Source organism: Kitasatospora sp. NPDC006697, from assembly GCF_042869935.1.
Lineage (GTDB): Bacteria > Actinomycetota > Actinomycetes > Streptomycetales > Streptomycetaceae > Kitasatospora.
In genome coordinates this window covers 1-11364 of the sequence record NZ_JBIAGU010000044.1, presented here as the reverse complement: position 1 = coordinate 11364, position 11364 = coordinate 1, and the positions used below count along the sequence as shown (strand labels likewise).

The window sequence follows — 11364 nt, the reverse complement described above, 5'->3', positions numbered from 1 at the left end:
GAGAGGGGTGTGTTCATCGGGCGGCCGCCTGCTGCGCGAGGCGACGGCGCTGGCGACGGCTCAGCTCGCCGGGCTTGCGCCCGCCGATCAGGCGCGCACTGATGAAGAGGATCAGCACCAGGGCCATCAGGGTCAGCGCCGCACCGAACGCCCTGGCGTTCATCAGGCCGTAGGGCTGGCGCACGTAGTTCCAGATGTAGAGCGGCAGGCTGACCTGGTGGCCGCTGAACGGGTTGGCGTTCATCCCCGCGGTGAAGCCGGCGGTCAGCAGCACCGGCGAGGTCTCGCCGATGCCGCGCGCCATGCCCAGGATGACCGCGGTGGACAGGCCGCGCCGGGCGGTCGGCAGCACGACGCTCCACACCGTTCGCCACTGGCTGCCGCCGAGCGCGTACGAGGCCTCCCGCAGGGTGCCCGGCACCAGCCGGATCACCACCTCGGCGGCCCGGGTGACGATCGGCATCATCATCACGGTGAGCGCCAGCGAGGCCGCGAAACCACAGGCGTCCAGGCCCAGTCCCAGGATCACCACGCCGAAGATGAACAGGCCCGCGACGATGGACGGCAGCGCCGTCATCGCCTCCACCAGGGTGCGCACCGGGCGCGCGGTCCGGCCGCCGATCTCGGAGAGGAAGACCGCCGCGCCGATGCCCAGCGGCACCGCGAACAGCGTCGCCAGGCCGATCTGCTCCAGCGAGCCGATGATCGCGTGCAGCGCGCCGCCCGAGGTGATCGGCGAGACCGCCGAGGTGGCGGACATCGTCTGGGTGAAGAAGTTGGAGTGCTGGATGGCCTCGCTGCCGCGGTTGGCGATGAACACGAGCTGCCCGATGATCAGGCCCAGCAGGAGCAGTCCGGAGGACCAGGCGACCAGGGTGACCAGCCGCTCCCGCACGTGCAGCGCGGGCCACTGGGTGACCCCGATGGTGTAGCTGAAGGCCAGGAAGAGCAGGTACCAGCAGAGCAGGAAGCCCTGCGCCCCGCTGAACGGGAGCACCCGCTCGTAGAGCAGCCAGTCCAGGCCGAAGGAGCCCACCAGGGCGCCGAGCAGCGACACCACCTCGGCCCAGGTCACCCCGCCGAGCCGGCGCTTGCGCTCCTCGGGACCGTGGGCCGGCGGCTGGTCCGTCGCCGGCGGCGCCGAGGTCGCGGTCAGGTCGACGGTGGTCACGGGTGGCCCCCTTGGGAGTTGACGGAGTCGGTCATGGCGTCAGTCCGCCGTCGAGGCGCCGGAGCGGGACCGGCTGACCACGATGCCCGCCAGCAGATTGACCACCAGGGTCACGGCGAAGAGCATCAGGCCGGCCGCCATCAGCGCGGAGATCGAGAGTCCGTCGGACTCGCTGAACCGCAGCACGATCAGCGAGGAGATCGAGTTGGCCCCGGCCTCGAAGATGTGGCTGGTGAAGGTGAAGGAGGGCGAGATGATCAGCGCCACGGCGATGGTCTCGCCCATCGCGCGGCCGAAGCCGAGCATCACGGCGCCGATCACACCGCCGCGGCCGAACGGCAGCACCACCGAGCGGACCATCCCCCAGCGCGTGCTGCCGAGCGCGTAGGCGCCCTCGCGCTCGCCCTGCGGAGCCTGGGAGAAGACCTCCCGGCTGAGCGAGGTGATGATCGGGATGATCATCAGCGAGACCACCAGGCCGGCGAGGAAGGTCGACGAGGTGTAGGAGGTGCCGTAGTCGCCGGTGCGCACCTTGAGGAACGGGATGAAGCCGAAGTGCCGGGCGGTCCAGCTGATCAGGCCGACCATCCGGTCCTGGAGGAAGCGGGAGCCCCAGAGGCCGTAGATGATGCTGGGCACGGCCGCCATCAGGTCGACGATGGAGACCAGCGCGGGACGGATCCGCTGCGGCGCGAACTCGGAGATGAACAGGGCGGCGGCGAGCGAGACCGGCACGGCGATGAGAAGCGCGATGACCGCGATCAGGATGCCGTCCGGCAGCACCGCGGCGATGCCGAAGAGGTGCCCTTGCGGGCTCCAGCGCTGCTCGGTGAAGAAGTGCCAGCCCGCCGCCCGCAGGGCGTCGTAGCCGCGCCGCAGCAGGAAGAAGGCGATCAGTCCCATGATCGCGAAGACCGAGTAGCCGGCGACCCGGAGCGCGCCGCGGAAGATCGTGTCACCGCGGGTGGCGGGGGCGGAGATGGATCGCGGCCGGTCCTGGTCCGCCGGCGCGGAAGGTGGCGGAGGTGCGGGAAGTACTGAGGTCATGGTGGGTCAGCTCTCCGAGGCGCCGAAGGGATGAGGGCGGAAGGGGCGGACGGCCGGGCCCCGTGAGAACGGGGCCCGGACCGTTTGCTGACTCCTGCTCAGCTCTTTCCGCCGCGGCGGAACCGGGTGAGCACCCGCGCGCCCCCGGCCGTACCGCTCACCAGGAGCGCCGCCGGACCGCCGACGAGCAGGACCGCGCCGACGATCAGCACCACCGGCAGCAGCAGCCGGGCGGCGCCGGCCCGGTCGCTGGTGGGGGTGCCCACCGCGGCCTGCTGCATCGGCGGGTTGGACGGGTTCGGCGAGCCCGCGGCGTTCGGCTTCGGGGTACCGGCCGGGGCGGCCGAAGGCGGCGCGGTGGCCGGGGCCGTGGCCGCCGGGAGGTCGGGCGAGGTGCCGGAGTCGGTGCCGCCGCCCGTGCCGCCGGAGCCTCCCGAACCGCCGGAGCCGCCCGAGGTCCCGGAGTCCGTGTTGGTGCCGGTGCCGGTACTGCCGCTGTTCGAGCTGGTGCCGGTGTTCGTGGTGCCGGTGGTTCCGGAGTCACCGGTGCCGTTGTTCGGAGCCGCCTGGGTGACCACCACGGTCACGTTCGGCGCCTGCGGGGCGGTGCTCGGTGCCGTGCTCGGCTCCGGGGTCGGAGTCGGGCTCTGGGTGGGCGGCGCCACCTGGTTGCCCGGCAGCGCACTGTCCTGGGCGGTCACGTGGGCGATCGCCGCCCGCGCCTGGGCGGTCTGGCTCTGGGTCAGGGCCAGGAAGCCGGGCGGCAGGGCCCCGGGGGACCGCCCGTAGTTCTGCCCGCTGGTGGTGACCTGCTGGAGGAACTGGCTGACGGCGGTCGCCTTGGCGCTGCCCAGGCCGGCCGTCGGCGTCATCGCGTACTGCACGTCGGTGAGCGGGTAGGCGTTCCGGTCGTTGCTGTACGCGTTGGTCGGCGCCGTGTAGGGCAGCTGCTGGGTCCCGGTGACCGGGTCGACCGGCATGTCGTCGACGGCCGACTGCATGCTGCTGAGCGACGGCGTGACGAAGGTGCCGGCCGGGTTGAGCAGGGCCGCTTCCGGCAGGCTCCAGGCCTTGGCGTCGGCGGTGTCCATGATGGCGAACAGCTGGCGCTGGCCGACGGCTTCGGCCGAGCAGCCCGGGTGCGTCCCGGTGGCGGTGACCTGCGTGGAGAGGCACTCCGGCGTGAGCAGCTGGAACTTGCGCATCGCGTCGTCCAGGCTGCTGGTCACCGGGTTCCACTCGTACTGCTTCTCGTGCAGGTTGACGATCTTGCCGCTGTTCTGGTCGACCTTCGGGAAGCCGGTGCTGTCGTTGGGCGCCAGGATGTCGGTCGGGTAGCCCGCGAAGGTGGGCTGCTGGAAGAAGGGGTCGATCTTCATGCCCCACTGGTCCGGCTGGCCGTGCAGGAAGCTGCTGGCCTCCGGGTCCGCGGCGATCCACTGGGTGAGCTGGTAGGACAGGTCGGTACCGCCGCCCCACACGATCGGAAGGGTGTTGGGGGTGCTGCCGTCGCAGGTCGGCCAGACGGACGGGGCGATGGTCTTGGGATCGTTGAGGCTCAGGAACTCGGGATCGGCGAAGATGCACTGCGGGTTGCCCTTCACCGAGTCCGGCACGAAGCCGGCCGGGTTCTGGGCGTAGGACTGGGTCAGTTCCTTGGCCAGCAGCCGGGCGTTCAGCTTCAGCCCGCCGATCGGCTTGCCGGTGTTCGTGTCGTCGGCCCAGTAGACGACCGAGATCCCGGTGTCGGCGAGCGGTGTGTAGACGTAGGGGCGCGGGGCCTGACCGGTGTCCGGGCGGCTGACCAGGGCCACGTCGGCTCCACCGCCCTGCAGGAACTCGTTGCGGACCGACGTCTCGGAGTCGCTGCTGTAACCCACGTTCAGCGGGGAGCTGTTGCTGAGGCAGGCGCCTGCCCGCCACTGCTGGATCATGCGCTCGGCCATCGGTGCGCCGGCCGTGCTGAAGTCGTTGGCGGCGAAGGGGCAGCTGTTCGGGGTCGCGGCGAAGGTGAGCGGGATCACGGTGCGCTGGGTCCAGGCGCAGGCCTCGCCGGAGACGCTCCTCGAGTCGCTGTAGTTCTGCGACAGCAGGACCGAGTCGGCCGCCTCGTCGTAGATGCCGTCGTTGTCGTAGTCGTGGTCGTTGCAGGACGGCGCACCGCTCTTGTCGCCCCGGCTCAGCGCGTAGACCCCGAGCGCGTCTCCACCGTAGTTGGGCTCCACCACGATGGAGCAGGGGTGCGCCGCGTCGCAGCCCAGGCTCGGGCTCTGCTGCGCGGTCCAGACCTCGATGTCGGCCGAACCGTTGCCGCTCGCGTCGGTCACCGCGATCAGGCCGTTGCTCGGCAGGTCGGGAGTGGTCTGACCGGCCTTCGGCACCTGCAGGAAACCCTTGCCCGGGTCGCCGTTGTACTGCGAGGAGCCGTAGCAGTCGGTGATCGCCGGATCGGTACCCCGGCACTCGTACACCCGCACCGCGTAGTTGTTGTTGGGGTTGTTCGGCTGCGTGTAGGTCTGCTGGACCCCGTTGAAGTCAACGGTGGAGGTGAAGCCGCTCCAGGAGACGTGCACCACCTGGTCGGACAGGTTGGACACCGGCGACGCGGTGACGGAACCATGGGTGGGACCCGTGGTGTTGGTCGACGGATTGAAGATCAACGGCCCCTGCACCGTGACGGAGTCCGTGTCTGCGTGCGCCTGGGGCACCGTGCCCGCTGCCAGCGGCAGCACGGCCAGCACGGCCGGCACGGACCAGGCGGCTACTGCGGCCAGCCAGGCCCGGGTCCACCACCCCAGGCCTCTCGGGCTCCGGTCTCGGACTTTCATCAGGGATACCTCCGGCAGTGCACGGTGCGGATGCGCGATGACTACGGGCATGCGAATGGACCCACGGATTCCCGTGGGCCCATTCGCCCATGACCACATGACAGTTGATGTCGGATCAGGTGTACGAGACCCCAACTGGGCCCCGACGCCCGTAGTTCAGGATGCTCAGCTGGCCGGGGTGTAGGTGAAGGCGAAGGAACCCGTGTGCTGGCCCGCCACGAAGAACTTGGTGTTCAGAGCGGTGTCCGCGTACTGGGCGCCGGCCGCGTCGATCCGCAGGTCGGTCGCGGTCAGCGTCTGGGTCCCGTTGCTGACCGTGTTGTCGACGGTGCCCAGCGGGTCGAAGATGTTGACCGGGGTGCTGGAGCCCAGCGGAACACCGGTGATGACGAAGTCGTCCACGTCGAAGGCCAGGTTGTTGAAGACCACCGTCTTGCCCGTGAACACGTCGACCAGCAGCAGGCTGCCGCCGACCGTGATGTTGCCGTAGTACTGGGGCAGGCTGCCCGAGCCGCCCGTGACCGGGAAGGTGCCGGAGAAGCCGGTGCTGCTGTTGTAGGCGACGCTGGCGGCGGGCAGGGCCACGGCGACGACGCCGTTCTGCAGAGCGTTCTGCAGGAAGGTGCTGTCCTCCTGGATCACCATGCTGCCGGAGGGGCCGGTGGTGGCGGCGGTCGCGGAGTCGCTCAGGGCGGTCAGCGAGAGGGCGGCGACGGCGGTGAGGGCGGCGGCCAGGCGGACGGTGGTGCGGTTCACGGTTGATCTCCTTCGTGCACGGGCTTGGGCTGAGAGCGACCCGGCGGCCAGGGATGATCCCTGGCCGCCGGGGTGCTGCGGGCGTTACTCAGGTGCGGGTCCTACGGGTGGTGCGGATGGTGCGGGTGGTGCGGGTGGTGCTGGGAGACGGCTCAGGTGTGGCTCACGCCACCGCAGGCGCCGGCCGGCAGGGTCTGGAAGCCGTAGGAGGTGATGTCGGCCGCGGCGGTGGTGTTGGTGCAGATCCAGCCGGAGGTGCCGAAGATGTTCTGCAGGGCGTTGCTGCCGCCGTTCGCGGTCCACTCGGAGTCGCGGACCACGTTGTAGACCAGGCGGCCGTAGGCGGTCCGGGTGAACGACGGGTTCAGGGTGTTGGTGGTGCTGATCGGGTTGACCCCGTTGATGTTGCGCAGGGTCAGGCTGCCCGGGTAGTCGGACGAGCTGGTGTGGTGGCCACCGTAGACCTGGCCGATGTAGTGCGCGGCGGAGTACGGGAAGACGGCGTTGGCGTCCGAGGCGAAGACCGAGTCGGTGCCCTCGTTCTCCTCCGGCAGGTAGGACTCGACGCAGGTGCCCGGGGTGGCCGCGGTGCTGCCGCCGTTGATCGCCTTCAGGAAGAAGGAGCGGGTGCCGGAGCTGAGCTGCGGCAGGTAGGCGTCGATGGTGGCGTTCGGGCCGGTGTAGCCCGGGATGTCGGTGATCTGGTTCCAGTTGGTCTTGGAGCAGGTGTAGATGGCCAGCAGGTCGGCGGTGGTCAGGTTCGCCGGGGCGTTGCCGCCGCTCAGGGCCGACCAGGAGACGCCGTCCTTGGCGAAGGCCACGAAGTCGTCGCTGCTCGGGTCACCGGGGACGGTGGGGGTCGAGGCCTGCGGGCCACGCGAGGAGCGGGCGAAGTTCACGGTCGCGTTGGTGTAGTTGTTCAGCGCGGTGATGCCGGCGCTCGAGCCGTTCGGACGCGCGATGGAGGTGGCACCCGACTTGGTGGTGATCGGGGAGCTGCCGGTCGCGTCCCAGCTGTACAGGTGCGGCGCGGTGGAGGTGCCCAGGAAGGTGTTGTAGTCCGTCGAGAACTGGTCCAGGACGGCCTGGGTGGTGTCCGAGCCGACGCCCACGATGTCGGTGGAGGCCGGGGTCACGCCCGACGGCGGGTCGGCGAGGGCCGAACCGGCGGCGACGGTGGTGAGGGACGCGGCGATCGCCAGAGCGGCGAACAACTTGCCAGCGGTACGCATTTGCTTCTTCCTCCGGTGGGAGAGGTTTTGCATGGCGTCTGCGGGAACGGACTCGAACCCGCTTGCCCCGGGCCTGCGTTGCGCTCGGCCCTGGCGGCGGGACCGATCCTGTCCGGGCCGCGCCCGACTCGGAAGGACCGAGATCCGCGACCGCGGGTCGAGTGAACTTCGGAGTTTTGTCGACTTGATGGTTTAGCTGCTGGCCCGCAGCACTGGTTCGCACACCTGTTCATCCGTTCCGTGGGAGCGTGCGCCGCCTGCTGTTCTTCTCGCGGTGGCGATTCGGGTCGTACTCGGCTACCTCCAGGTCACCAGGGCCACCGGCCCTCGCGTCCTGACGTGCGCAACTCCCTTTCCAGGGAGTTGAGTCCGGCACGAAAGCCGGCAACACCCTGGCGGCACTGGTCGCGCCGGAGGTAGCCTCTGGCACTGCGTGCCACCGGCTCCTCGGCGGCCGGGTCGGGCCGGGTGCTGCGCGGGGGCAGGAAGGCTGCCCAGCTCCAGGCGCGGGACTGGTCCTGGCCGAAGGCATAGCGCAGCGAGCCGCGTTCGATCAGCAGCTCGCGCAGGGCTGCGACGAGTTCGGCCTCGTTGCGGTAGAGCCGTGCGGAGACGGCGAGTTGGCGGCCGTTGCCGGCCGCGAGCGACCAGCCGACCAGCCGCCCGGCGCCCTGCACGGCGAGCAGCCGGGGGCCTCGGGACGTTGGCGGGCGGTCAGTCATCGTCGGCGGATCGCGGCACGGCCGGCTCCACCAGGTCTGCCAGGGAGCGCTCCCGCACGGGTAACTCGGGCAGCAGTGACTCGTCCGCCGGCAAGGGCGGCTGGCGCTCCATCAGGGCGACGAACCGACGGAACGCGTTCTGGCACGTGGCGTAGCGCTCGTAGGCGCGGCTGCTGCGCGCCTCCGGCAGTCCCCGTGGTCCCGGGACCACCCAGATCCAGCCGATGCCGTCGCGGACGTGCGTGATCCGCGCGGTCAGCTCACCGGCCTCGTCGCGGAGCGCGTCGAAGGCGCGGCCGACCTCCAGCACGGTCTCGAAGACCGGCGAGGAGATCGCCACGATCCGGCCGTTCGGCGCCTTCAGCTGCCACTGATAGCGCCCGTTGGCCGCCCGCTCGATCTGGAAGCCGCCGCGGACCGCCTCCGCCCCAGCCCGGCCCCCACCCACCTGACCCACCAGGCCCACCCATCCCACTCCCCGACCCCGGCGCGGCCCGGCACGACGGCGGGGACACGTGGGTGTCGCGTAGAGATCTCGTGCTCGGCACTTGAGCGGGTCAACCGTATGTGTGCAGAAGTGGATACTGATAGTGCCGATGGGACCATCAGCGGGTCTATTGGCCGGGAAGTTCCCCCTCGTTAATCTGAGCTGACGCGACCTGACGGTGCCTCAGCACAGGCGTGCCCAGCACCCCCCGGAGCAACACCTCCGCAGGCTCGTCACGGTCCGCTACCGGCGGCCGGTTTGCTCCCAACTCCCAGTTGTACAAACATGATTCGGGCTCACCGCGGCGAGCCGTCGGGCCCGGCCGCACAGGCCCGCCCGAGCGCCCGGCAACGTGGCTGATCAATGGCTTCGTAGGCACCGCAACGGCCCGGAAAGGCGCGCGCGGGCCGCGTGCGGACGGTCCGCCGGACAGTTCCGGCCGATCAGGCCTTGACAATGGACAGGGCATCACTCCGGCAATCCGGCACGAATTCGGCTCCCATTTCTGGCCGCGCCCCACACCCTGAGTGATCAAAGTTGCTCAATACTGGTCAACTTCCGAACCATCCCGCCACGTCCAGTCGGAAGAACGCCTGCGGGACCATGGTCCGCAGGTCCTCCTCCATCGCCCGCACCCGGTCGGCGCCGAGCGCGGCCTTCCATTCCCCGCGCACCCGGTCGAAGATCGCGGCGGACCGGGCCAGCATGTCGAGGCCGGACGGGGAGAGCCGGACGAGCTTGCGGCGGGCGTCGGCGGGGTCGTCCACCCGCTCGACGTAGCCGAGCTGGAGCAGCCGGTCCACGGTCTTGCCGGCGGCCTGCTTGGAGATGCCGAGCCGGCGGCCGACCTCGCTCGCGGTGGCGCCGTCCGGTCCGATCGCCTGGAGCGCGAAGCCGTGCGCCGGCCGCGCCTCCGGGTGACCCTGACGGGCGAGTTCGGCGTGCAGCTCGTCGATGATCGAGCGGAAGCCGGCGAACAGCAGCAGGGGCAGCTCGAAGCCCTGGCTCTCCCTCGGGTCGGTCATGGGTCACCTCTTGCATGGATCGACAACCTGGTTTACCTTTTTGGTCAACCGCGTTGTCCATCCTAGCGAGAAGGACCCGACCATGTCCGCCATGCCCACCGCCGCGTCGTACCACTTCCCCGACCACACCCCGGAGACCGCCCCCGAGGCGGCCCGCCCGACGATGAACGGCGTCACCCGCCACTTCGGCTACCTGCCGGCCGCCGTCGCCCGGATGGCCACCTCCCCGCAGACCCTGGAGGGCTTCCAGAAGGCCAACGCCGCCTTCACCGCCTCCAGCCTCGACGCGCTCGCCCGCGAGGTCGTGGTGCTCACCATCGCCACCCGCAACCAGTGTCACCTCTGCGTCGCCATGCACACCGCCACCCTGACCGCCCAGGGCGCCGATGCCGCGCTGATCACCGCCCTCCGCGCCCAGGCGCCGCTGCCGGACGAGCGGCTGGAGGGCCTGCGGCTCTTCACCCTGGAGGTGCTGGCGACCAGCGGCGCCGTGGCCCCGGAGGCGATGGAGGCCTTCCTGGGCCACGGCTACACGGCGCGGAACGCGCTGGAGGTGGTGCTGGGGATCGGCGTGTACACCATCTCGACCTTCGCCAACCGGATGACGGGGGCGCCGGTGGACGAGCAGGTGGCCGCGTTCGAGTGAGGCGTGGCTCGCCGGGTCGGCCCTGGCGGTGGCATTGCCGCGGAGCCGGCCGGTGCGGGAGAGGACGGCCCGCAGCGCCGGGCCGCTGCGCATGGTGCCTCACCTCCAGTCGATATGACGTTCCGTCAGTTGTGCCTGGCGGCGCCGCAGGACACACCTGGCAGCAGCGGCGCGAAGCCGAAGGCGGCCAGGTCGGCCTCGCCGAGGGGGTTGGCGCAGAACCATCCGTGCGGGCCGAAGACGTTCTGCAGGGCCGGGGTGCCGCCGTTCCAGTCGGCGGCGCGGACCACGTCGGAGACGAGGTAGCCGTACCGGGTCCTCACGTAGGCCGGGTTCATCGCGTGGTCGGCGCCGACCGGGCTGATGCCGTCGAGGCTGCCGAGGACCAGCCGGCCGGCGTTGTCGAGCCCGGTGCCGCGGCCCCGGTAGACCTGCCCGATCCAGTGGGCGACCGAGTACGGGACGATCGCGTTCGGGTTCCCGGCGATGACCGGGCCGGTGCCCTCGTCCTCCCGGTCACTGGTGTTGACGCAGGCGCCCGGGGTGGCCGGGCCGGTGAAGCCGAGGAGACGGAGGAAGGTGGTCCGCAGTTCGAGGCCCGGCTGCGGCAGCATCGGGTCGATGGGGACGTTCAGGCCGCTGTAGCCGGGGACGTCGGTGATCTGGTTCCAGCTGAGGATGGAGCAGGTGTAGATGCCGACCAGGTCCGCCGAACTCAGGCCCGCCGGGGCGTTCCCGTTGCTGTTGGCCGCCCAACCGACGGAATCCTCGGCCAGGTTGACGAAGTAGTCGGTGGCCGGGTCGGTCGGCAGCAGTGAGCGCTCGGCGCGGACGTAGTCGAACTCGGCCGAGGTGCTGCTGTTCAGCGCGGCGATCCCCTGGTCGGTGCTGGAGGGGCGCTGGATGGCGTAGGCGCCGCTCTTCGCGGTGAACGGGTAGCTGCCGGTCAGGCCCCAGCTGTCCCAGCTGTACAGCAGCGGCGAGCCGTAGCCCGTGCCGCTGTTGAGCACGTAGGCGTCGTAGTCGGTGGAGGCCTGGTCGAAGAGCGTCCCGGTGAGCGGCGCGCCCACGCCGACCACGTCGTGCGCCTGCGGCACGGTGCCCGGTGGCGGTTCGGCGCCCGCCGGGGCGGCGGCGGGCAGGACCAGCGCCGTGACGGCGGTGGCGAGGGCGAGGATCCGGACGAGGGTGCTGCGCATGGTGCGTCACCTCCGGTGGGGCGGGCCAGTGGGTTGCCCGCACCCAGCACGCTAGCCAGCCCGCTAGGTCAACTGACAGCTTTGCCAAGTGAATTGGTCAAGATGTTCTGCCCCGTACGCCCCCTCGTCCGAGAGCTCGGCGCCGCCGGCGGCCTCAGAGGGTGTTCGATAGGGGATTCCCCCCAACTGTCCGGCTTTGATCGAGGTAGCACGGACTCGATTCCAGGATCTCGTGGCGGTCGGGTCCGTGT

General features: G+C 70.5%; 10 protein-coding genes. 1 reads left to right on the top strand and 9 read right to left on the bottom strand.

Annotation, left to right across the window (positions count from 1 at the left end; genetic code table 11):
* Positions 1-13: 13 nt before the first annotated feature.
* The 8 genes from pstA to ACFYNO_RS37960 form a co-directional block, all read right to left on the bottom strand.
* On the bottom strand, positions 14-1171 hold the full coding sequence (gene pstA / locus ACFYNO_RS37995; RefSeq protein ID WP_388022506.1) for a phosphate ABC transporter permease PstA: 1158 nt from the start codon (positions 1169-1171) through the stop codon (positions 14-16).
* Between the two features lie 39 nt (positions 1172-1210).
* The gene (gene pstC / locus ACFYNO_RS37990) at positions 1211-2218 is read right to left on the bottom strand and encodes a phosphate ABC transporter permease subunit PstC (RefSeq protein ID WP_388022504.1); all 1008 of its coding nucleotides are present in this window, start codon (positions 2216-2218) and stop codon (positions 1211-1213) included.
* Positions 2219-2316: 98 nt separating this feature from the next.
* Positions 2317-5046, bottom strand: coding sequence for a hypothetical protein (locus ACFYNO_RS37985; RefSeq protein ID WP_388022501.1), 2730 nt, complete (start codon positions 5044-5046; stop codon positions 2317-2319).
* 165 nt (positions 5047-5211) lie between these two features.
* The gene (locus ACFYNO_RS37980) at positions 5212-5802 is read right to left on the bottom strand and encodes a hypothetical protein (RefSeq protein WP_388022499.1); all 591 of its coding nucleotides are present in this window, start codon (positions 5800-5802) and stop codon (positions 5212-5214) included.
* 152 nt (positions 5803-5954) lie between these two features.
* Entirely contained in the window at positions 5955-7034 is a 1080-nt protein-coding gene (locus ACFYNO_RS37975; protein WP_388022496.1) for a substrate-binding domain-containing protein, read from the bottom strand.
* Between the two features lie 308 nt (positions 7035-7342).
* Entirely contained in the window at positions 7343-7756 is a 414-nt protein-coding gene (locus ACFYNO_RS37970) for a hypothetical protein (RefSeq protein WP_388022493.1), read from the bottom strand.
* Complete coding sequence (locus tag ACFYNO_RS37965; protein WP_388022490.1) at positions 7749-8222, bottom strand: hypothetical protein; 474 nt, start codon at positions 8220-8222, stop codon at positions 7749-7751. Before ACFYNO_RS37965 ends, ACFYNO_RS37970 begins: the two co-directional genes overlap by 8 nt.
* Positions 8223-8794: 572 nt before the next feature.
* Positions 8795-9268 carry a MarR family winged helix-turn-helix transcriptional regulator gene (locus ACFYNO_RS37960; RefSeq protein ID WP_388022487.1) on the bottom strand — a complete coding sequence of 158 codons (474 nt, stop codon included), beginning with the start codon at positions 9266-9268 and terminating at the stop codon, positions 8795-8797.
* A 91-nt stretch (positions 9269-9359) separates the two neighbouring features.
* Between ACFYNO_RS37960 and ACFYNO_RS37955 the strand changes: the two genes are divergently transcribed.
* Positions 9360-9914 carry a carboxymuconolactone decarboxylase family protein gene (locus ACFYNO_RS37955; protein WP_388022622.1) on the top strand — a complete coding sequence of 185 codons (555 nt, stop codon included), beginning with the start codon at positions 9360-9362 and terminating at the stop codon, positions 9912-9914.
* Positions 9915-10039: 125 nt separating this feature from the next.
* On the opposite strand, the gene ACFYNO_RS37950 is transcribed toward ACFYNO_RS37955, so the two are convergent.
* Complete coding sequence (locus tag ACFYNO_RS37950; protein ID WP_388022485.1) at positions 10040-11113, bottom strand: hypothetical protein; 1074 nt, start codon at positions 11111-11113, stop codon at positions 10040-10042.
* Positions 11114-11364: the final 251 nt, after the last annotated feature.